A 22,935-nucleotide genomic window follows, 5' to 3' on the forward strand; every position below is an offset into this window, starting at 1 on the left:
ATATGGTTGCGACTCGCCAGTCTCATCAATCCGGTCTTCCGGCAGACTTTCATGCCCGGCTTGCACTGCTCAACTTATCGCAGGAAAAGCGAGACAGGCTGGATCAGGTCTATGCCTTGTGTCCGGAAGAGGAAGCGACAACGACCCTGGCCAAAGCCATAGAGATGGTAGAGATCCTGGCGGAACTGAATTTCGATTCAGAGTCACTGGCCGGCGCATTCCTGACGCCCTACTTTTTATCCGGCCAGGTTGAAATAGATGCGATAGAACAAGCACAAGGCGAAAATGTTGCCTTATTGCTCAGAGGGGTTGAGCAGATGGCCTCAATCAGCACCCTGGCACATCAGGGCAAAGGCAGCCTGCAAATAGACAAAATCCGGCGTATGTTATTGGCCATGGTGGAAGATGTACGTGCTGTGGTGATCAAGCTGGCAGAGCAGATCTGTTATCTGCGGGCCGTTAAAAATGCCTCTGAGGAAGAGCGGGTGGTGGCAGCTAAAGCCACGGCCAACATTTTTGCGCCACTGGCGAACCGCCTCGGGATCGGACAGCTTAAGTGGGAGCTAGAAGATCTCTCATTTCGCTATTTACACCCGAAAACCTATAAGAGCATCGCCAAGCAGCTGTCGGATAAACGTCTTGATCGTGAAGCCTATATGACCAATATGGTCGACCTGGTCCAGAGTAAGCTTAAGGAAGCGGGCATTGAGGCTGAAGTGTATGGTCGACCCAAACACATTTACAGCATCTACAAAAAAATGATGCAGAAGAATTATGAATTCGATCAGCTCTTTGATATCCGCGCGATGCGGGTGGTGGTCAATGAAATTCAGGACTGCTATGGCGCGCTGGGCATAGTGCACACCAACTGGCGTCATCTGCATAAAGAATTTGACGACTACGTTGCCACACCAAAGCAGAACGGTTATCAGTCTATCCATACTGTGGTATTTGGTCCTGAAGGCAAAACCGTTGAGATCCAGATCCGTACCCAGGCAATGCACCAGGATGCTGAGCTGGGCGTGGCGGCACACTGGATGTATAAAGAAGGGGCTTTGCCGGGCCGTGGTTCGGGATATGAACAAAAGATCAGCTGGCTGAGAAAACTGCTGCAATGGCAAGAAGAGGTCGTTGATGGTAGCGAGCTGGCCGAAGAACTCAAAAACCAGGTTGTAGAAGACCGGGTGTATGTTTTTACACCCAAAGGCGATATTTTTGACTTGCCATTGGGTGCAACGCCACTGGATTTTGCCTACTACATTCATTCCAATGTTGGCCATCGCTGCATCGGTGCTAAGGTATTTGGCAAAATCGTGCCCTTTACCCATAAGTTATCAACCGGCGATCAGGTTGAGATACTGACCCAGAAAAACCCCTCACCAAGTCGAGACTGGCTCAGCCCATCGCTGGGTTATGTGCACTCATCCAGAGCGCGCAGCAAGATCCATCATTGGTTTAAGCAACAAGACAGAGATAAAAACCTGCAGGCTGGTAAAGAGATCCTCGATGGCCACTTGCAAAAGCTGGATTTAACATACAAAGACCTGGATTCAGCTATTGAGCGCTTTAACTTTAAAGAGCTCGACGATTTAATGGTGGCCATTGGGGCAGGTGATATCCGTATTAATCAGTTCCTGAATTATGTTCAGGACAAGCCAGACCCTATACCTAAGCTTAAAATGAGCACGCCGAAAAAGCACAAAGGCGATAGCAATGGCATTGTGGTCGAAGGCGTTGGTAACCTGATGAGCCATGTAGCCAAATGTTGTCAGCCTGTCCCTGGTGATGAGATTGTTGGTTATATTACCCAAGGGCGGGGCATTGCCGTGCATCGCGCTGACTGTGATTCCTTTGCGCATATATGCGAGCAGCATCCGGAGCGGGAAATTGCGGTTAGCTGGTCAGATGAAGTACGTGCCAGTTATGCGGTCACCTTACACATCGAAGCCAATGACCGTCATGGTCTGATCCGTGATATCAGCTCGGTACTGGCCAATGAAAAGCTTAATGTGATGAATATGAACGTTAATACTCAGGATGATAAGCACATTGCCATTTTCACTATGAAACTGGAAGTGGGTGATTTGTCTGCCATGAACCGCTTACTGACTAAACTGATGCAAATAGAAGGCGTGTTTGAAGCCAGGAGACAACACTGAGTATGAGTGCCTCATTGCAGCAACTACTTGAAATTATGGCGACCCTGCGCGACCCGCAAAAGGGCTGCGCCTGGGATCAACAGCAAACCTTTGAAACCATAGTGCCGCATACACTGGAAGAAGCCTATGAAGTGGCCGACAGCATAGAGCAGCGAGACTTTGCCGGGCTTAAAGATGAACTGGGCGATTTGCTGTTTCAGGTGATTTTTTATGCTCAGTTGGGCAAAGAAGCCGGGCTTTTTGAGTTTGACGACATAGTGAAAGGCCTCAACGACAAACTGGTACGCCGCCACCCTCATGTCTTTGAGACACCGGATAGCACTTTGAGCGATGCTGAATTAAATGCGCAGTGGCAGGCCATCAAAGATAAGGAGCGCAGTGCAAAGCCGGTCCGCTTTGGCGATGATGTACCTTTAAATCTGCCCGCCTTGTCTCGCGCTGCAAAAATTCAAAAGCGCGCTGCCTCTTTAGGATTTGACTGGCCCACCTATCAGGGCGCATTGGACAAAGTAGCTGAGGAAGTGACGGAGGTCAGTGAAGCACTCAGCCAGGACCCTTATTCTGACCACAGTGCCGAAGAGCTGGGTGATTTATTGTTTGCCACCGTGAATGTGGCGCGCCATGTTAAACGCGACCCGGAGCAGTTATTGCGCCGTGCCAGTGACAAATTTACTGCCCGTTTTAGTGCAATTGAAGGCATTCTGACAGAGCAGGGGATTGCCTTATCCGAGGCAAGTCTGGCGCAAATGGATGACGCCTGGGAAGAAGTTAAGCGACGTCAGCGTTCAGGTGAGAATAATTAAAGGGGGTGATATTTCGCTGGATTGCCCCTTGCGCTTTTGCTATACTATTGCCCCGTCTTGATTCTTATTTAAATTCCATTTTTCCTGATATTCTAGGGTTCGCATGAGTACAAAATTTATCTTCGTAACGGGCGGAGTTGTTTCCTCCTTGGGTAAAGGTATTGCAGCTGCTTCATTGGCTGCGATATTAGAAGCGCGTGGTTTAAACGTCACTATCCTTAAGCTGGATCCTTATATCAATGTTGACCCTGGCACAATGAGCCCGATCCAACATGGTGAAGTCTTTGTAACGGAAGACGGCGCAGAAACTGATCTGGACCTAGGTCACTACGAGCGTTTCATCCGTACCAAAATGACCAGCCGCAACAACTTCACGCAGGGTCGTGTTTTTGAAGATGTACTGCGTCGCGAGCGTAAAGGTGAATACCTGGGCGCGACCATTCAGGTGATCCCACACATCACGAACGACATTAAACGTCGTGTACTGGAAGGTGCTGAAGGCCATGATATCGCTATCGTTGAAATCGGTGGTACTGTGGGTGACATTGAGTCACAGCCTTTCCTTGAAGCCATCCGACAGCTGGGTACAGAGCTGGGCCGTGAACATGCCTTATTTATGCACCTGACCTTAGTGCCTTTCCTGGGCGCTGCGGGCGAAGTAAAAACCAAGCCAACTCAGCATTCAGTGAAAGAGCTGCGTTCAATTGGTATTCAGCCTGATATCCTGGTGTGTCGTTCAAACTGCAAGCTGCCTGCTAATGAGCGCGCCAAGATTGCGCTGTTCACAAATGTGGAAGAGAAAGCTGTAATCTCATTGCAGGATGTAGACAGCATCTACAAAATCCCGGCACTGCTTAAATCACAGGAACTGGATGACCTGGTTTGTCGTCGTTTCTACCTGGATGTACCGGAAGCAGACTTGTCTGAATGGGAACAGGTGCTATATCAGGAATCAAACCCGACGGGTGAAGTGACCATTGGTATGGTTGGTAAATACATTGAATTGCCGGACGCCTACAAGTCAGTGAACGAAGCGCTTAAGCACGCAGGTCTGAAGAATCGAGTGACTGTAAACATCGAGTATGTCGATTCACAGGATATCGAGAGCAAAGGCACTGAACTGCTTGACCATCTGGATGCCATTTTGGTACCGGGCGGCTTTGGTAACCGGGGTGTTGAAGGTAAGATTTTGGCGGCCAAATATGCTCGTGAAAACAAAGTGCCTTATCTGGGTATCTGTCTAGGTATGCAGGTTGCTTTGATTGAATATGCACGTAACGTGGCGGGTCTGGAAGGCGCTAACTCAACAGAGTTCGATGCTAAATCACCTCATCCGGTAGTTGGTCTGATCACCGAGTGGTTAGATGCTGATGGTAACGTTGAGACCCGTACTGAAGAGTCAGACCTGGGTGGTACGATGCGCCTGGGCGCTCAGTTGTGTCATCTTAAAGAAGGCTCAAAAGTACGCGACGTATACGGTAATGCTGAGATCACCGAACGTCACCGTCACCGCTATGAGGTAAACAACCACTACGTTGAGCGCCTTGAGCAGGCAGGTCTTGCATTCACTGGCCTGTCGGAAGACAAAAAACTGGTTGAGATCATCGAAAATAAAGATCACCCCTGGTTTATTGCGGCTCAGTTCCACCCTGAGTTTACTTCAACGCCACGTGACGGCCACCCTCTATTTGAAGGGTTCGTTGCAGCTGCGTTCAGCTATCAAAAAGCTGACTCTTAATAATGAAAAGCCGTGCCTCAGTGCACGGCTTTTTTAATCACCGTAATAACACAGCGTATTGCTATGTAACTGCAACAAGCGGGTATATAGCAATGCGAAAGCAGACACACAACACACTCACCACTTTGGGAAAAGAGGAATCAAGATGTCAAAAATCGTAAAAGTGATTGGCCGTGAAGTTATGGACTCACGTGGTAACCCTACCGTTGAAGCCGATGTTCATTTAGAGTCGGGTGCATGGGGCCGCGCATGTGCACCATCAGGTGCATCAACAGGAACTCGCGAAGCACTTGAATTACGTGACGGTGATAAAGCTCGTTACCTGGGTAAAGGTGTACTGACCGCGGTAAACTATGTTAACAACGAAATCGCAGCAGCCCTGAACGGACACAATGCCCTTGAACAACGTGCGATTGACCAGCTGATGCTGGACCTGGATGGCACTGAAAATAAAGAAAAGCTGGGTGCTAACGCGATCCTGGCTGTGTCTTTAGCAACGGCTAAAGCGGCAGCACAAGAAAAAGGCGTGGCGCTGTACGAGCACATTGCTGACATCAACGGCACTTCTGGCCAGTACTCCATGCCAGTACCTATGATGAACATCCTGAACGGCGGCGAGCACGCTGACAACAACGTTGATATCCAGGAGTTCATGGTTCAGCCTGTGGGCGCAAAAAGCTTCCGTGAAGCACTGCGCATGGGCGCAGAAATCTTCCACAGCCTGAAGAAAGTATTGAAGTCACGTGGCCTGAATACAGCGGTAGGTGATGAAGGTGGTTTTGCACCAGACCTTAAATCAAACGAAGAAGCACTGGAAGTGATCGTTGAAGCGGTTGCAGCTGCGGGCTACGAGATGAACAAAGACGTTACGCTGGCACTGGACTGTGCGGCTTCTGAGTTCTACAAAGATGGTAAATACGACCTGCAGGGCGAAGGTAAAGCGTTTGACTCAGAAGGTTTCGCTGGCTTCCTGGCAGACTTAGCGGCACGTTACCCAATCGTGTCTATCGAAGACGGTCTGGACGAAAGCGACTGGGCAGGGTGGAAGATCCTGACTGATAAGATCGGTGACAAAGTACAGCTGGTAGGTGATGACCTGTTCGTAACCAACACCAAGATCCTTAAGCGTGGTATCGACGAGCAAATCGGTAACTCAATCCTGATCAAGTTCAACCAGATTGGTTCACTGTCTGAAACTCTGGACGCAATCAAGATGGCACAGGACGCAGGCTTCACTGCGGTTATCTCTCACCGTTCAGGCGAAACAGAAGACGCAACTATCGCTGATTTAGCTGTGGGCACCGCTGCTGGTCAAATTAAGACTGGCTCACTGTGCCGCTCTGACCGTGTTGCTAAGTACAACCAGTTGCTACGTATCGAAGAAGCGCTGGGCGACAAAGCCATCTACAAAGGTCGCAGCGAGATCAAAGGTCAGTAATTAATATTAACTGACTGAAAAGCCGCGTAACTTACGCGGCTTTTTTGTGCCAGTCATTGTCGGTTTATTTACCCGGCAAACTGCTCGGCCAGGATACCCTGAGTAAACTGCATTTTCAGATAAAACCCCCGGGGCAACGTTTTTATGAGTTTACCTTTTGGGCCAATGGCATCGGTCAGCGCTTTACTGTTGGCGGCTTTCGGCCGGATCTGCATGACCTCGCCCAGTTTACCGCTGATCTCATCAACACGGCCAAGCGCAATTAATTCTATCTGCTCTTCCCAGTCTCGCCGCAACTGGTGTTCCTGTAATTTATTTGGCTGCCAGAGAAATCCCGTGCCGATTGTTCTATCTACAGGGGGAATATCCCGCTCAGCTAAAATAGGTAGCCACAAGACATGATTCAGCTTTTTCTTAACGGTACTGTCCTGCCAGCGCAATCCAGTCAGGTTGGTCAGTGGTACCACAGACACATATGTGGTTTCGAGTGGTTTTCCGTGATACCCAATGGGTAAGGTTTTAAGCTCTACACCAATAAACTCAAAGTCAGGTACGGGTTTCGAGCCTGCGCTGGCGCCAAGCACATATTCAATAAGCTGGCCAGGCCAGCCTTTTTCGCGGTTCAAGTCCTGAGGAGTTTTAAAATGAAACTGTGCGGCTATCTCTCCCAGAGTTTGTCCGGCAATGGCATCAACTCGAGCCATGAGTTCAGCAATTGAGTGTGGGGGAGTGGGTTTTTGCACGTTTGACTCACTTTGTTGTGGTGGTGGTGTATGGTACCAAAATCAAATCATCGATGTGGATTAAAATATATTTGTGTGTTTTTTGAACGTCTTCGTTGTGGGCTACTCTTTAAGCTGTGACTTTATCAGTTTAAGTAATTAATTCCATGATTTATATGGCTTTTTTGTATTTCAATCAATAAGGATGTGATTTAAAAACAGCCATGCTTTGGATAAATACAAGTATATAAACATAATTATCCACAGATTCTGTGGAGAAAATGCTAAATTCACCATCGTATTGTGGATTTGTTTGTAAAATCATCATGAATAATTAAACTTATGCACAAGTTGTGGGTAAGTTGCGTAAAAGCAGGAATTAAATTTGCCCAGTGCCCAGAGTTGTGGAACAATCAAATTCATATAAAAAAGTATACGAGGCACTTAAGGTGATTGATGCCGAAGGATTTCGTGCCAATGTAGGTATTGTTATTTGTAACAATCAGGGGCAGGTATTTTGGGCGCGCCGCTATGGCCAGCATTCATGGCAGTTTCCACAAGGTGGCGTGGATGAAGGAGAAACGCCAGAACAAACCATGTACCGAGAGCTGCATGAAGAAGTAGGGTTGCGGCCGGAAGATGTAGAAATCGTTGCAAGTTCAAAACATTGGTTACGCTATAAACTGCCAAAGCGACTGATCCGCAAAGATTCGAGCCCAGTCTGTATTGGCCAAAAGCAAAAATGGTTTCTACTGAAACTCAAGTGCAAAGATGAAGATGTAGACTTGATGCGTACTCATCACCCCGAATTTGACGACTGGCGCTGGGTCAGCTACTGGTACCCTGTACGTCAGGTAGTCTCGTTCAAACGCGATGTGTATCGTCGGGTAATGAAAGAGTTTGCGCCGTTTGCTATGCCGTTTAACCGCAAAGAGCATTCGCATAAAGATCACTGGCGACGTCGTTAAGTAACAAGTGAGAAGTAAGTACCTGAGTAGTATAAAGGGTCGAAAAGACAGAAAGAGTAAATGAGCAGTACAGAGCGATTTCTACCAATTTAGGAGTCAGGTGTGTTAGCAACATTACGGACTATCGCAGAGGTGGTCTCACAGCAGGATAATCTCGAAACGGCTTTATCTCGCTTTGTGATGATGGTAAAGGACGCAATGCACACTGAGTGTTGTTCCGTTTATTTCGCCGATTATAGCCAGGATAACTTTGTACTTATGGCCAGCGACGGCCTCAACCCGGATGCTGTCGGGCACTTTCGGGTTGGCTTTACTGAGGGGCTTGTTGGGCTGGTTGCTCAGCGAGAAGAGCCCATCAATATTGCCCATGCACAAAGTCACCCCAGGTTTAAACTGCATGCCGAAGTGCACGAAGAAGGCTATAACGCTTTTTTGTCAGTGCCGGTTGTACACCAACGTAAAGTACTGGGCGTGATTGTAGTTCAGCAGCGTGAAGAGCGTGTCTTTAGTCATGATGAAGAGTCCTTTTTAATCACGCTGTCCGTTCAGTTGGCTTCTCAGCTTGCACAGGTCGAGTTACAGTCGGTGCTTAAGCAGGATGCATCCAGCCATAAAACATCGGTACTCAAAGGCGTGGCAAGTGCGCCTGGCATTGCTCTGGGTGAAGCTTTTGTGGTGATCCCCAAATTAGATTTTGCCAGTATTGAATCTCAGCAATGTGAACAAGTCCATCAGCAACGGCAATTATTCCAGCAAGCAGTGGCCGCTACCCGGCAAGAGTTTCATGTCCTGAAAAACACCCTCAGTGATTCATTACCCAAAGAAGCCCTGGCTGTCTTTGAGGTGTATCAGCAACTACTGGATGCACGAAGCCTGGGACAGCGTGTGGAGCAACAGCTGGAGCAAGGCTGGAATGCAAAATCAGCGTTAAAGCATGTGATTGTTGAGCTGGTGACACAATTTGAAGCAATGTCTGATCCATACATTCGGGAGCGGGCGGTTGATGTCAGAGATTTGGGACTCAGGGTATTGCATCATCTGGTCAGCACAGAAAGCATGGTAAAAAGCTACCCGGACAATACCATTTTAATTGCCAATGAGCTGACACCGGCGATGCTGGCCGAAGTACCCAAAGACAAGCTCAAAGGGGTGATCAGCGTCCATGGCTCAGCAAATTCGCATGCCTCGATTCTGACTCGGGCAATGGGTATTCCGGCTATCTGGGGGATTGAAGATCTTCCCTTGCTGCAATTTGATGGCAAAGACATGATCCTCGATGCCTATGCCGGCCGTGTCTATATTTCGCCTTCTGATGTGCTGCGCAATGAATATTCAGCACTGAAGCTTAAAGAGGGCCAGCTGCACGATAAATTTGAAGCCGAGCATCATTTACCTTCCGTTACCGCGGACGGAGAACGGATAAGCTTGCTGCTTAATGCTGGTCTGGATCTGTCTACCGAGCACCTCAGTGCCAAGTATTGTGATGGTGTGGGGTTGTATCGCACTGAAGCCTGGTTTATGCAGCGAGGACAATTTCCTTCGCAGGCGGAGCAGGAGAGTTGGTATCGGGACGTACTGGCGCGTTATCACCCTGAACCTGTGATTATGCGAACGCTGGATATTGGCGGTGATAAAGTACTGGACTACTTCAATATCAGTGAGGACAACCCATTTTTGGGCTGGCGAGGGATCAGGGTAACTCTGGACCATCCAGAGTTGTTTTTAGATCAGCTCAAAGCCATGCTCAAAGCCAATGCGGGGTTAGGTAACCTGAGAATTATGTTGCCCATGGTCAGTCACACTGAAGAGGTTGATGAAGCACTGGCACTGCTGGAGCAGGCATACTTTGAGCTGCAAGAAGAGTGGGCCGATCAGTTTTATACCATAGATAAGCCCGACATCGGCGTCATGCTGGAAGTGCCATCGAGCATCTTTTTACTGCCCGAGTGGGCCGACAAGGTCGACTTTTGCTCTGTGGGTAGTAACGACTTGACGCAGTATCTGCTGGCAGTAGACAGAGCCAATGCGCAGGTCGCCGAGTTGTTTGAACCATATCATCCTAGTGTGTTGCGGGTCCTGAAAAAAATAGCCGACGACTGCCAGCAGCTTGAGCTGCCTTTTAGTTTATGCGGGGAGCTGGGTGGTGAGCCGCAAGGCGCGATTTTACTCGTTGCTATGGGGTTTCGTCGTCTCAGCATGAATATCTCATCGTTAAATAAAATAAAGTGGACACTACGCAGGCTTGCCGTCAAAGATATGGAAGCCTTGCTCACCCAGTGTCTCACAGCATCCAGCGCTAAGCAGGTACACAGACTGCTGCGCGAGTTTATGATAGCGCAAGGCCTCAGTGAGTTGCTGTATACCAAAAGTGATACAGCCTGAACCACGACTGGAGACACGTGCGCAGATACGCTACTATAACGCGCCCCTAATAATAAGAGTGTCTTTATGACAATCAGTGTGTTACTCATTCTGTGCTGTGCCTTACTTGGCTGTGTTGTCGGCTTTCTGGCTGGGTTACTCGGTATTGGCGGAGGGCTGATCATTGTACCTGTATTGTCCGCCATTCTGTTGTACTTTGAGGTGCTGGCCAGCGACTATGTGATTGTTGTCGCGATAGCGACTTCGCTGGCTTCAATCTTGTTTACCTCAACCTCTTCTGCATTGGCGCATCATCGCAATCATAATGTACCCTGGGATATCGCTCCCTGGGTAATGGCAGGCGTCGCTGTGGGGGCTTTGATCAGTGGCTTTATGGTCGCCCTTATCCCGGTACATTGGGTAAAGTGGACGTTTGTCATTTCTGTGTTGCTAATCGCCGCTAAAATGGTATTCAGTTCACAATCAAATGCCCCTGAAAAGCCGCGTGGTTTGCCGTCCGGTCCCATTTTGGCAAGTATTACGACCCTGATGGGCGCATTGTCTGCCATGATTGGCATCGGTGGGGGTGTGTTAATTGTGCCCTTGCTCAGTTATTTTTCTGTCGATATGCGTAAAGCAATTGGCTGTGCCGCAGTCAGCGGCATCGTGATTGCGCTGTTTGGCTCCGTGGGTTATGTGGTCTCGGGTGGTCAGACATTGAAATTGACCGATGGATTTGCCGGTTTTGTGTATTTGCCGGCGTTATTTGGTATTGTGCTGACTTCTTGGTTTGTCGCTCCTATCGGGGCCAAAGCAACGCACTATCTGCCAGTGCCAGTGATTAAGAAAGTGTTCGCATTGCTGCTCGTGGTGATTGCGGGAAAAATGTTATTTTATTGAGGGAAAGCGATGGCTTTGCAGTTTCCAGAAATCGATCCAATTATATTCTCGATTGGACCCCTAAGTGTGCGCTGGTATGGCGTAATGTATTTAATCGGTTTTGCGTTTGCGATGTGGTGGGCAAACAAAGAGGCTGATAAGCCTAATTCTGGCTGGACCAAAGATGAGGTCAGTGATCTGCTGTTTTACGGCATGCTCGGCGTAATATTGGGCGGTCGAATTGGCTATGTGTTGTTTTATCAGTTCAGTCACTTCCTTGAAAACCCAATGTATTTATTGCGTATCGACCAGGGCGGCATGTCATTCCATGGCGGCGCGCTGGGCGTGATAGCCGGTATTTTTATCTTTGCCTGGCGGTTTAAGAAATCACCACTGGCTGTGGGCGACTTTGTCGTGCCTATGGTGCCGGTTGGTTTACTTGCAGGACGCATTGGTAACTTTATCAATGGTGAGTTATGGGGCCGAGCTACGGATGTTCCGTGGGCAGTTGTTTTCCCGACAGGCGGCCCGGTTGCCCGTCACCCATCGCAACTTTATGAAGCATTCCTGGAAGGGTTAGTGTTGTTTATCATACTGATTTGGTACAGAAAACAGGCTCGCCCGGCGGGCAGTGTTGCTGGCCTGTTTTTACTCGGTTACGGCTCTTTCCGTTTCATTGTTGAATACTTCCGCGAACCGGATGCACATATCGGCTTGTACGCAGGTATGATTTCTCAGGGGCAGATTCTGTCCCTACCTATGGTCATCGGTGGCCTGGGCTTGATGATCTGGAGCCACAAACGCACTGTGACAGCACGCGCTTAAACCACACCGGGACCCTAATCTTGGGGTCCCGTTTTACCTGCCAATAAATCCTACCGTGAATTAGTTACCCGAGCCTGCGAACGTAGTATACTTTCGTGCTATACAAAGCCCTTGAGCAGGGTCAATCGTGAGATCATTGTGAGGAGTAAAGCATGAAAGTGTATTTGGAGTTATTGCGAGATGTATTAGAAAACGGCACCCAGAAAGGGGACCGCACTGGTACAGGGACGCGCTCCGTGTTTGGCCGTCAGATCCGCCATAACCTCAAAGATGGCTTTCCTTTGCTGACCACCAAAAAGTTACACTTTAAGAGTATTGCCAACGAGTTGATCTGGTTTCTTAAAGGCGACACCAACAAAACCTGGCTCAATGAAAACGGCGTTAAAATCTGGGATGAGTGGGCGCTGGAAGATGGTGAGCTGGGTCCAATATATGGTAAACAGTGGACAGCCTGGCCTACCAAAGACGGTGGTGACATTAACCAGATCGACTATGTTGTTGATACGTTAAAAAACAACCCCAACAGTCGTCGTATTCTGTTCCATGGCTGGAACGTTGAGTATCTGCCGGATGAGTCGATGAGCCCGCAAGAGAATGTTGAAGCTGGTCGTATGGCCTTGCCTCCGTGTCATTTGCTGTATCAGTTTTATGTCGCAGACGGTAAGCTGTCAGGGCAGTTGTATATTCGCAGCTCAGATATCTTTCTGGGGCTGCCCTATAATATTGCGAGCTTGTCTTTGCTGGTACATATGCTGGCGCAACAGTGTGATCTGGAACCTGGAGAGGTCATTGTCAGCTTTGGTGATTTGCATGCCTATTCAAATCATATGGAGCAGATTGAACAACAGTTGCAACGTGAACCTAAGGGACTGCCCACATTGAACATTTTGCGCAAGCCCGAGTCTATTTATGACTACCGGTTTGAGGATTTTGCGATTGAAGGCTACAACGCCGATCCCAATATCAAAGCCCCGGTTGCGATTTGATCTTAAGCTATTTTCGTTTTGTGGTAGGCGGCCAGCTAAGGCCGCTTGTAGTAGAAAGAGAAAGACGTTATGTCCATCCATTCCATAGTGACTCAGCTAATGCGTCATCGGCGTGTTGGTATGTTGGCCACATTACTGGCAGTAGCCGGGCTTTTGCCTGCGTGTAGCTCAAAGCCATCCGTCGACGAAGAGGCTGAAGCGCTTGCCAGGGCAGAGTTGATCAAGACCTATAATGAGCACAAAGCGGGCATTGAGCGTGTCGCTGCGATGGAGCAGGACTTGTCTCAGCTACTGACCTTATTATCTTCTGCTCATGACATACAGCCGCTTGAAGAAAAAATCGCTCAGCCAGAGAAAAACGTTGTAACTCACCAAGTGGCGCCAGCTTCTGCCAGCGAACTGTCCATTTCACCAAGTAAAGGCTCCATTGTCGTACAGTTTGGTCGCCACCTCTTGAACGCGCGCGCCCAGGCACAAAATGAACGGATCAGAGCGTCTTTGTCTCTAATACAAAGTTACTACCCTGAGATGTTCAATACTGTATCATTATATTTACAAACACCGGCGGTAAATGGCACTCAGTTTTATCTCTCCCAGGCTTCCGGGTTCATGTCTGTGCAAGAAAGTGCCGTGTTTTGCCGTCTTATTCAAGCCAGTGGTCAACCTTGTAAATTGGTTAACTAGCTAAAAAACATTGAAATAATCTTAAAGATTTTGTATTTAGGTACGATATAAAAGAAGTCTGAGTAGTGTTTTTATTCAAATTGAGCACCTTTCTACCCAAGGGCACTCAAATGAATTGATAAAATCATTATAAAGTCTTAGTTGTACGTTCAGTGAAAAGCGCTGCACGTGTGGTTTGGCCGGATATGGAAGCGGCTATTTAATGAAAAGGACTAGCTGATGGAAAAGTTAATGAACAAGTACTCTCTACTCTCAATTCTGGCTGCAATGCCTTTACTGGCTGCAGCGCAGCCTGCGGAATTCAAAGCATCCGTAACTGTAAGAAATATCTTCACGTTTGAAAATGCCGAGCCGCTTAGCTTTGGTACTATACGTGCCAGTGGTGACACAGGTGGTGTAGAAACGGCGACTCTGATTATCGCTGCAAACCCCAATACTGCGCCTCGGGCTGACTCAACTGATGTGACAAAAGCAGAGATTGCGATTCTGGAACCAGGTACGCCAGCGAAATTTACCGTTGAGGGTATTTCACCCTATGCGACGCTGACAATTACCGATCCGACAGAAACCGATGTCTTACCGAAAGATTTGCCACCAACAACACCCGGCTTTAAGCTAGGTACTTTCACCTACTATGTGACTTCTGGCACATCACCAGCCCCGGCAACAACCACAGTACAGGCTGATGCTGACGGTAAAATTGCGTTTAATGTGGGCGCAACGCTGACAACAACCAGTGCCGCTGCGGGTAACTATATCGACGGCGAGTACGAAGGTACGTTCAGTGTTGAGCTGAGCTACTAATCTGCTTTGGCGGGTGAGTGAACAGCCCGCCAGTTTCATATGAAGGCGCTTTTGCTACTCGTCAGCTTGGTGGGCAGTATGTTCTGTCAGGCAAGTATAATACTCAATGCTGATCTGAACTTCGGCACTGTTATTGTGGCAGACCCCAGTGTGGCCGGCACGGTTACTGTGTCACGGAGCGGCGGAACAAGCTCCTCTGGCAGTATCCATGTAGTCGAAAAAGGGCACCCGGCTGAGCTTGTACTGGAGTCCTTTCCTGTTGGTGTCTATCTGAATATCTCAACAGATATACTCGATGATGAGCTGGCACATACTCAGCTTATCAGCCAGGGAGAATTGCGTGTTATTCAGCTCCTTCACCCGGCCAGGGTCTTCACCGATCGATATGGTCGCGCCCGGCTTGTGATAGGAGGGACATTGCAGAGTATGCCTCATGCTGGCAGCTACCTGGATGGACAATATGAGACAACCATCAGCGTCGAAGTCAGCTATTAAGTAAGCACACACTCTCTTTCATCGCCGTTAGAAGTAAAATAGGCAAGATCCAATGAAATATATTACTCACATCATGCTGTTGGTGCTATTGTTTTGTGCCGCTCAGTCTCAGGCCAATCTATTGATTTCACCCACCCGGGTTGTGTTTGATGAGCGCCAGCGAAATGCCAAAGTATTTCTGATTAACAACAGCCAGGAGTACAAAACTTACCGTTTGAGCTTTAAAGAAAAACGAGCTCTGCCTGAGGGAGGGTATAAAGATGTGTCTGAGCAGGAAAACCCCGGGCGTTTAAGTGGCTTGCTGAGAATGACACCGAAGCAGGTGCGCCTTGCACCGGGTGAACGTCAGGTCGTTAAACTCGCTTTGCGGCGAAAAAAAGACATGGCCGCGGGTGAATACCGTTCACACCTGTTCTTTCAGGCATTGCCTGAGAAAAAAGACACTGCACAGAAGGGAGTTGGGATCAGGCTGAATATGATTATGAGTTACAGTATTCCAGTGATTTACCGCCAATCGACATCTGTGCCGCAGGTCACCATAGATAGTGCCAAGGTGAGCCGGGGAGAAAGTGGTCGTTATGATACTCTTAAGTTGGCGCTATCTCGTCAGGGGGACTCCAGTACGTTTGGTCAGGTCAGTGTATTTTGGCGTGGCCACAACACGGCCAAATGGCAAGAAGCCGCCATGGTGAGCAGCTATAGCATTTACCCTGAGGTCAGTCAGTCGCACTTGCAGTTAAAGCTGATAGACCCGAGCATTATGCAGGGAGCGCGTGCCGGGGAGTTAAAAGTCGTGTATACCGGCAGTGGTGAATATCAGGGAATACCATTTGCGGAGCGCATCTTCCCTGTCACTTTGCGCTGATCCAGGTGGTTAGATGGTGAGGTTTGTTCTGATCTTGCTAATTGGGCTGTCATGGGGAAGCGCCATGCCTGCCTATAGTGCTCAGCAGCAGGATCTCTTCAAAGCTCTCAGTACGTTGCAACGTATCCAGGCCAAGCTGACACAGTCTAAAGCCAGCCTGACAGTGAGCAACCAGTCAAAACAAACGGGTATCCCCGAAGGGGAAGATTTGTTTTTGTCTGTGTATGCCGACAATGTCTATCTGGGTGAAGTGTTTGCGGTCAAAAGCCAGCGAGATGCAAAAATTGAGTTGCGCAGCTTATTTGCCGTACTGGATTTTGCCATCAGTGACGACGAAAAAGCTGATTATTTCTCTGGCTGGTATCTCAGCCCTGAACGCACTTTTGCCTTTGATAGCGAGCAAAGGGTGGCGCAGGTCAACGAGCAGCAACATGTCATTGCGCAGCAAGATGTATTGCATACGCAAGGTGAAGTGTTTGTCGAGTCAGCCTTAGTTGCAGACTGGTTTGGGCTCGATTTACAGTTCAATTATACAGATCAAAGGCTCAGTGTGCAGAGTCCTGAGCCATTGCCAGCACTTGAGCGTCAGGCTCGGGCGGAGCGTCGTTTGGTTCAGCATCAAGGCAATTCGGCCTCCAGACTAACCTGGAAACCGAATGCTTACCAGATGTTGTCGTCACCACTGATAGATGTTCAGTTTGGCTATCGTCGCGACAATAAAGAGGATACCAATTACTATTCTATGCTTGGGGCACATGACCTCGCGTTCTGGAATGTTGAGTACTTTGTTTCAGGCACGGACGGAGATGTTGTTGATCAGGGCCGCCTTAAAGGCAAGCGCGAAGATGGGCAAGGCCGCCTGTTGGGGAGCCTTAAAGCCACTCAGGTCGAGGTAGGTGATATTCTTGCAACACACGTTGGTGCCGGGCAACCTTCAGGACAAGGTGTCGGGGTGCGTGTTGCAGATAAACCTTTGCACAATGAAACTCAGGAGCAAAGCGTACAGATCAGTGGTTCAGTGCAAGCTGGCTGGGACGTTGAGCTGTATCATAATGGCCTGTTAGTCGCACAGCAGCTTCAGATCCAAACGGGTCGCTATGATTTTGACCGTATTCCTCTGTATTTTGGTAGCAATCAGTTTGAGTTGGTCAAATATGGTCCTCAGGGGCAAGTAGAGCGCGAACAGCGCAGCTATTTTGTAGAAGGCACAGGGCTGGATAGTGGCCAGGGCTATTTTGATGTGTCAGTAACAGATGTGGGCGGCTCGGTGTTTAACAATGACTGGGCACCAACGTCTCGTTCAGGTTGGCAGTTCGACGGTCGTTACGATCTTGGTATTTCCGATGATATCTCGGTATATGCGGGTATCTCACAGGCTTTAACGAATGAGTCGGTGACAGAGCGTATCCTGACGGCAGGTGGTACGCTGAGCCTGTGGAAAAAAATGCTGCTAAATCTGGATTTATCTCACGACAGTGACGCTCAATATCAGGCTCAACTCAGCGCCAGAACTGAGTGGGCGGGGCAGGCCATCAGCACCAGCTGGCAAACACAACGGCGGCGGCTCACAGGCGTGCAAGCGAGTGAAGAATACCGCCACAGTCAGGGCCTGAATATGGTGATGTCGGGTACGGTGAATGTACTCGACAAGCCGCTTTCCTATCAAAATCAGATACAGTGGAATCGCACCGATCAGGGCAGCGAATACACAGTATTGACCAATCGGGTGGGCATGTCGTTTGGCCGTGTGAACGTCAGTAATCAGCTGCAACGGCAATCCAGCAGTTCTGCAATGGACCATACAACCGCTGGTCAGCTGCGATTTCAAACCCGTTTAGGTCGCGTCTTTGGCCGACTGATTTTAGACTATGACTTGCATCCATACAGCGAGCTAACGGCCTATGAAACAAGGTTTTACCGTAGCCTGAACGAGCAGTTTAACGTTGAGTTGAGCTTTCGGGAAACGCTTGATACCGACTACCAAAAGAGTGAATTAGGATTGAACTGGCTGGGTGATAAAATACGCCTTAACAGCCAGGTGAGCTACGACAGTGATGATGAATGGGCGCTGGGAGTCAATGGCCAGTTCAGTTTCGGGTATCACAATGAGAGCGAGCAATTGCTGATCAGCCAGCGGCGACTGGCGAGCAACGGGGCTGTATTGGTTAAGGTCTATCTGGATCATAATGCCAATGGGGTATTTGATGCGGATGACGAAGTGGTGCCTGATGTGCGGATCCGGGCGTTGCAAAATTATATGCAGGGCAAAACCGATGAACAGGGGCTGGTTTTGCTCAGTGGTATGCCTGTTAACCAAAAAACAGACATGGTGATTGATACTCAGAGTCTTGAAATGCCTTTTGTTGTTCCCGCAAGTGAAGGGGTTGCAATCACGCCACGGCGAGGCTTTGTCGAGTATCTTGAATTTCCCCTGGTGAACACCAGCGAAATAGAAGGGGTTGTGTACCAACAAACGGACACCGATAATGCGCCTCTGCCTTATGCAGAAGTAACTCTGATTGATGAGCATGGACAGGAGGCTGCCAGAACAGAGGCGGCATACGATGGGTACTATGTATTTACGGGTGTTAAGCCTGGCCGCTATCAGGCAAAAGTGACAAGTGCTGCAAGGCGTGACCTGACACATAGCGATCAGGTTGAGGTGGTCCTGTCCGAGCTGGGGGATGTGCTGGTGGAAGTCGATTTGCAGTTGGCACCACAGTCGACTAAAGCCGTCACAGTTCTTTCTGCCGGGCGTTTTACGTCACTGGCAGTCTTAAAAACTTATGCGCTGTTGCTCCGTCAACGTCATAGCAGTTTGGTACCAGAGCCTCCATTTTATGTTTTTGATGATAAAGCCAAGTCCTATGTGTTGGGGATCGCGTTCATTTACCAGGGCGCAGATACCACACAACTGCAGCAACGTTGCGAGTCATTGCAAAGCGCTGGCGTTCCCTGTCAGCTTGAAGACACAGAACTGAAGTTATAAGAGGAGTGAGCGATGAAGTTATATTCTTATCTGGTATGGCCCTTGCTGGTTGTGCTCAGTGGCTGTGCCAGTACAGGCCAGGATGAGCAGCGCCTTGCCCAACTTGAGCAGCAACTGGCTCAGTTGCATACCGATGTTGAACAAATAAAGCGCAGTGTCGAGCAGTGGCAGCAGGTTGCGCCTCAGGTCAGTGAATTGCTAAGTATTGAGCAGGAGCTGAATTTACTGACGACACAGTTACAGCTGGCACTGGCACCTGCAACTCAGCCCTCCGGGGATGTTATGGTTGCAAAAGTGGCAAAGTCTCCCGATATTGTTGAACAACCGCAGAGCAACCATGGCGGTCTTGCTGTGCAGTCTGCACCTGGTGAAAACAAGGAAGCGACGAAAGCGACGCGCGATGTGAAACCTAAGTTACCTGCAAAAACGGACAAAGCAGAGTTTGCAGTTCAGCTGGCATCAACCAGGAAGCAAAGTCAGCTAAAAACGGTTCATCAGCGGCTGATCAAAAGTTATCCGCCGTTACAGGAACAGCCGGTAAACGTTGAGCAAGTCGAAATTCGTGGCCAAAGATACTTTCGGTTGAAACTTGGCGCGTTTGAAAATAAAACGCAAGGTCAGGCACTGTGCGACAAGTTAAAGCCATTTCATCCACAGTGTCTGCTGAGTCATTACACTGACAATCCAATCACGTTATAGTGGCTATTCTCAGCATTGTGGATCGCTTTTTGCATTTGTTTCGACAAATAGAAAGAGGTGATCATTATGCAACTTCCTGCTGTGATAGCTGCACTGGCCCTGTCGGTGCTGCTCAGTGGCTGCGCCGGAATCATGAAGACGCAGCAACAAAAGAAGGTGGAACAAGCGCCACCCTTGCCGACATTGCATCAATACATGGGGCAACTTGCTGCCGCTTTGGGGGAGCATAGTCGCCCATTGAAGCCCGGCGCCACGGTTGCCGTCACGAGTTTTTATCTTGCGGATCAACTTGGCAATGCCGTAGCAAGCAATCAGGGCAGTGGTCTCAGTACTCAGGTTCAGGAAAGCTTGATCAGTTATGTGACGCAAATGGGCCTGGAAGTGGTGGAGTTTCGGCTCCAGCGCACTTTAACTTTGTCGGATAGTGCCGATAACTTATTAAACCGTGATATTGCCCTGCTGCGCGAGCGTCATAAATTTGACCTGGCTTTGACGGGTACCATCAGCGAAAGCCACGACCATTACACGATCAATGCCAGATTGATCACTATGCTTGATAGTCGTACTGCATCCGCTGCGACCATATCTGTGCCCAAAGCAGTTTTATGGGGCAATGAAAAAGCCCAAATGCGAGATGGCAAGTTGCATCGCGGCCAGTATTAGTGGAGACAAAGATGAAAAAATCTGTGATAGCGCTTATGTTACCAACCCTGTCCCTGTTTGGGTGTACACAACTGGGTATGACAAAGCATCAGGAAACGACGTCAGCGCCAGGTCAGTTCAATGCGTCGGAGCAGTTTCAGGCCCATCCCAGAGGCGTACAACAAATGACTGTCTCGCAGCGCATGGCGGCTAAAAATGTGACTCATTATGTGCAGAAGCTGATGCAGGACATGGTGAGCAATGTTAAATACATTAATGATCAGACGCCAGTAGCCGTATCCAGCTTTGTCTTTCTGGATGAAGACTTTAACCATGCTACGTTATTGGGCAACCAGATTGCCGAAAGCTTTATTCATGAGCTGCATAACTTTGGTGTGCCAGTGATTGACTTTAAGACGACGGACTTCATGCGGGTTACCAAACACGGCGACTTTATTTTTAGTCGCGACTTTTTGGAGTTGTCTGATGAGCTGCCGTTCAAATATGTTCTGGCCGGCACCTTATCTAACCATCAGGGCGGGATCTTAGTCAATGCCCGCATTGTTGGAATGCAAAGTAAGGTCGTGGTCGGCACTGCACAAGGGTTCCTGCCTCAGGCTGTCGTGAATGCGCTGAGAGATGGCGCGATCCATGAAGGGATCCGGTTACAACGAGCGGGTGAGTGATGATGAAAACACACATTCTGAGCGGGTTAACGGTGTCGGTGTTGCTGTTAAGTGGCTGTCAGATGATGAGTTCACAGCCAGCTCCGCAGACAGTGACCACAACACCTATGGCACCTAAAGTGGCCAAATTTCGTGAAATAGAAGTGCTGTATGAAGCATTGGAGGAGCAGGCGCCAGACGCCGAGCACCCCGTTGAACCTGGGTTTGTGAGCGAACGTCATCGAAAACAGGTGGCAAACTATGCCTCTCAGATAGCGCTGGAGTTGTCTGATTCATTACTGGGGGTTCACCCCCATTCTGTGGCTGTCACCAGCTTTGTCAGCTTTGACGATACACTCAGAAGCAGCAATCAGCTGGGTAATCAACTGGCTGAAAACCTGATACACGCATTTCAAAAACTGGGCTATGCAGCCCTTGATTTCAAATCACAGCAACAGATCCAGGTGACCCGCAGTGGAGATTTCTTATTTTCTCGGGACAGCAGAGCCTTACCCGGTAAACCGGATCCGAGTCATGTGTTGTCCGGTACTATGATCTATCGGGATCGGGGTGTAGAAGTCAATGCACGGTTGCTGGATTTTGAAAGCCGGCTGGTGGTTGCCAGCTGTATGGTAACTATCCCATATTTCGTCTTAGATCCCGGCGCAACCGCATCACGTTGATCGTTGAGCGGCAAAGTGCAGCTCTTTGCCTTTGCCGTTTCTCTCCCTAGCGAATACATCATTTAAATTTTATTAAGAATCAATCGGTTGACCAATTGCCCGAAAACGCTTAGTATTTTCGTCAGCGACACGGCCTCTTAGTTAAATGGATATAACAGTCCCCTCCTAAGGGATAGTTGCAGGTTCGATTCCTGCAGGGGCCGCCAGCGTTTTTCTCTTATAAATCAATTCTGATATAGCAATCACACCTCAGTAGAAACGACCAAAAATGGTATAGGTAATCCAAATTATTGGAGGGATTATTAATCCTCACTGTGTGTTTTATCGAAGTAGAGCGCTTACAGCGCAAAGTCTTCCTGTTTCTGTACCATGACTTCGACTAAATCATTGATCTGGATATTATTCAGCGGCCGCTCTGAGATGTTTTCTGCAATGGCATTTTGCGCATTGACCTGAATGATACGCACCTGGTTGAGGGTTTTGATGCTTTGTGGGAAAAACTGATTGGTCGTGCCCTGCATATCTCGTCGATGAGAAATGGTGAGCAGCTGTCCTGCTTCAATGCCGTGATTACGGCCAAGATTTATCACTAACTTGCCTTGCTCGCGATGTAATATTTTACCTCTGCTGGGCAAGCATGACAGTGCAGAGTCCAGATCCTGGGCCACGCTGTTAAAGACGCTCTGGATCTGCTTGGCATAGTTGGTACGCCAAAAGGTATCGCTGTAGACATCAACAATCTTGGTTTTTTCAAAAGGCCAGACGCCGCTGACGGCGTAGTGTTTCTGCCAGACCTTGTCGCGGGTCAGGGCATCAAATGCAACAAAGTCGATTTTAAAGCTGCGCACATATTCTTCATCCTGCCAGAATGCGTAGTCATCGTTGGTTTTATCTCCCGCTGCAATGTCGGTGATCTGGCTCATTAGTACATACTGACTGTTGCTTAACATGGTCAGAGAGTCAATCAGCTGCCCATCATATTCAAAACGTTGGGTAAAAAACGGCCGAGCATTGATCGCATGATCCAGGTATGGGATCGGCTTAACGGTGAGGTTGCGCTGTGCCAGTGTATGATAAAGCCGCTCACTGCTGGCTTTTGCGATGTCAAAAATTTGACCCAGTCTGGCCTGATGAGGCTGGATCAGCTGGCTTTGTGTAATGGTTACTTGTTTTGCAATCGCCGCTTGTGCGCACTGCTCCAGCTTGGGGAAAATATCCAGATGCAAAGTGACACTGACGATCCCATCTTGCTTTTGTTCGGAAACGAGGTTGATCTGCTGGATCTCGCCATGGCTCTTTATCTTGATTTGATCTTGCGTCAATACCCCATCGGCCAGTGTGGTAACACTAGATACCGTGGCGCCCGAGAAGATCAACGCCTGAGTAATGGCGTCCTGCACGGCTTCCTGGCGAGCTTCGGCCAGATCTTCTGTGTGTGCATTGGCGTAGCCCGTGACCTCAAACCACTCTGCGCTGGCCCCAAAACTGGCGGTAGCCAGTAACACACTCATAATACGCGACAATTTCATG

General features: G+C 48.9%; 20 protein-coding genes and 1 tRNA gene. 19 read left to right on the forward strand and 2 right to left on the reverse strand.

Going from position 1 to position 22,935, the window contains the following annotated elements; all coding sequences use genetic code 11:
• The first annotated feature begins 2 nt into the window (after positions 1-2).
• The 4 genes from relA (at position 3) to eno (ending at position 6,138) form a co-directional block, all read left to right on the forward strand.
• The gene (gene relA / locus NH568_RS21185) at positions 3-2,159 is read left to right on the forward strand and encodes a GTP diphosphokinase (protein ID WP_253050645.1); all 2,157 of its coding nucleotides are present in this window, start codon (positions 3-5) and stop codon (positions 2,157-2,159) included.
• Between the two features lie 2 nt (positions 2,160-2,161).
• Positions 2,162-2,962 (forward strand): nucleoside triphosphate pyrophosphohydrolase, encoded by an 801-nt coding sequence (mazG, locus tag NH568_RS21190; protein ID WP_253050647.1) that lies wholly within the window; start codon positions 2,162-2,164, stop codon positions 2,960-2,962.
• A gap of 103 nt (positions 2,963-3,065) precedes the next feature.
• Positions 3,066-4,700, forward strand: coding sequence for a CTP synthase (locus NH568_RS21195; protein ID WP_054017337.1), 1,635 nt, complete (start codon positions 3,066-3,068; stop codon positions 4,698-4,700).
• Between the two features lie 145 nt (positions 4,701-4,845).
• Positions 4,846-6,138 (forward strand): phosphopyruvate hydratase, encoded by a 1,293-nt coding sequence (eno, locus tag NH568_RS21200; RefSeq protein ID WP_253050649.1) that lies wholly within the window; start codon positions 4,846-4,848, stop codon positions 6,136-6,138.
• Between the two features lie 68 nt (positions 6,139-6,206).
• Here the strand turns inward: eno and mutH are convergent, their stop codons facing one another.
• Positions 6,207-6,881, reverse strand: a complete 675-nt coding sequence (gene mutH, locus NH568_RS21205) for a DNA mismatch repair endonuclease MutH (RefSeq protein ID WP_349288024.1) — start codon at positions 6,879-6,881, stop codon at positions 6,207-6,209.
• 428 nt (positions 6,882-7,309) lie between these two features.
• On the opposite strand from mutH, the gene rppH reads away from it, so the two are divergent.
• The 15 genes from rppH to NH568_RS21280 all read left to right on the forward strand — a co-directional run bounded on the left by rppH (position 7,310) and on the right by NH568_RS21280 (position 21,611).
• On the forward strand, positions 7,310-7,828 hold the full coding sequence (rppH, locus tag NH568_RS21210; RefSeq protein ID WP_054017354.1) for an RNA pyrophosphohydrolase: 519 nt from the start codon (positions 7,310-7,312) through the stop codon (positions 7,826-7,828).
• 102 nt (positions 7,829-7,930) lie between these two features.
• Positions 7,931-10,210, forward strand: a complete 2,280-nt coding sequence (gene ptsP, locus NH568_RS21215) for a phosphoenolpyruvate--protein phosphotransferase (RefSeq protein WP_253050651.1) — start codon at positions 7,931-7,933, stop codon at positions 10,208-10,210.
• Positions 10,211-10,276: 66 nt separating this feature from the next.
• The gene (locus NH568_RS21220) at positions 10,277-11,089 is read left to right on the forward strand and encodes a sulfite exporter TauE/SafE family protein (protein WP_253050652.1); all 813 of its coding nucleotides are present in this window, start codon (positions 10,277-10,279) and stop codon (positions 11,087-11,089) included.
• Between the two features lie 9 nt (positions 11,090-11,098).
• Positions 11,099-11,893 (forward strand): prolipoprotein diacylglyceryl transferase, encoded by a 795-nt coding sequence (gene lgt / locus NH568_RS21225; protein ID WP_253050654.1) that lies wholly within the window; start codon positions 11,099-11,101, stop codon positions 11,891-11,893.
• A gap of 152 nt (positions 11,894-12,045) precedes the next feature.
• Positions 12,046-12,879 carry a thymidylate synthase gene (locus tag NH568_RS21230; protein ID WP_253050655.1) on the forward strand — a complete coding sequence of 278 codons (834 nt, stop codon included), beginning with the start codon at positions 12,046-12,048 and terminating at the stop codon, positions 12,877-12,879.
• Positions 12,880-12,948: 69 nt separating this feature from the next.
• Complete coding sequence (locus tag NH568_RS21235; protein WP_253050657.1) at positions 12,949-13,563, forward strand: hypothetical protein; 615 nt, start codon at positions 12,949-12,951, stop codon at positions 13,561-13,563.
• Positions 13,564-13,794: 231 nt separating this feature from the next.
• Positions 13,795-14,367, forward strand: coding sequence for a DUF4402 domain-containing protein (locus tag NH568_RS21240; RefSeq protein WP_253050659.1), 573 nt, complete (start codon positions 13,795-13,797; stop codon positions 14,365-14,367).
• A 51-nt stretch (positions 14,368-14,418) separates the two neighbouring features.
• Positions 14,419-14,862, forward strand: a complete 444-nt coding sequence (locus tag NH568_RS21245; RefSeq protein WP_253050661.1) for a DUF4402 domain-containing protein — start codon at positions 14,419-14,421, stop codon at positions 14,860-14,862.
• 52 nt (positions 14,863-14,914) lie between these two features.
• A complete protein-coding gene (locus NH568_RS21250) occupies positions 14,915-15,727 on the forward strand; it encodes a fimbria/pilus periplasmic chaperone (RefSeq protein WP_253050663.1) in 813 nt (270 codons plus the stop codon).
• Positions 15,728-15,740: 13 nt separating this feature from the next.
• Positions 15,741-18,716, forward strand: coding sequence for a carboxypeptidase regulatory-like domain-containing protein (locus NH568_RS21255; protein ID WP_253050665.1), 2,976 nt, complete (start codon positions 15,741-15,743; stop codon positions 18,714-18,716).
• 12 nt (positions 18,717-18,728) lie between these two features.
• Complete coding sequence (locus NH568_RS21260) at positions 18,729-19,415, forward strand: SPOR domain-containing protein (RefSeq protein ID WP_253050667.1); 687 nt, start codon at positions 18,729-18,731, stop codon at positions 19,413-19,415.
• 66 nt (positions 19,416-19,481) lie between these two features.
• Positions 19,482-20,078 carry a FlgO family outer membrane protein gene (locus NH568_RS21265; protein WP_253050669.1) on the forward strand — a complete coding sequence of 199 codons (597 nt, stop codon included), beginning with the start codon at positions 19,482-19,484 and terminating at the stop codon, positions 20,076-20,078.
• Positions 20,079-20,089: 11 nt separating this feature from the next.
• On the forward strand, positions 20,090-20,743 hold the full coding sequence (locus NH568_RS21270; protein ID WP_253050671.1) for a FlgO family outer membrane protein: 654 nt from the start codon (positions 20,090-20,092) through the stop codon (positions 20,741-20,743).
• A complete protein-coding gene (locus tag NH568_RS21275; protein ID WP_253050675.1) occupies positions 20,743-21,405 on the forward strand; it encodes a FlgO family outer membrane protein in 663 nt (220 codons plus the stop codon). Before NH568_RS21270 ends, NH568_RS21275 begins: the two co-directional genes overlap by 1 nt.
• 131 nt (positions 21,406-21,536) lie before the next feature.
• Positions 21,537-21,611, forward strand: a tRNA-Arg gene (locus NH568_RS21280).
• 132 nt (positions 21,612-21,743) lie between these two features.
• Here the strand turns inward: NH568_RS21280 and NH568_RS21285 are convergent.
• A complete protein-coding gene (locus NH568_RS21285) occupies positions 21,744-22,934 on the reverse strand; it encodes a flagellar assembly protein T N-terminal domain-containing protein (protein ID WP_253050676.1) in 1,191 nt (396 codons plus the stop codon).
• Position 22,935 lies beyond the last annotated feature (1 nt).

Origin of the sequence: Pseudoalteromonas sp. XMcav2-N, assembly GCF_024124545.1 — a bacterium.
Lineage (GTDB): Bacteria > Pseudomonadota > Gammaproteobacteria > Enterobacterales > Alteromonadaceae > Pseudoalteromonas.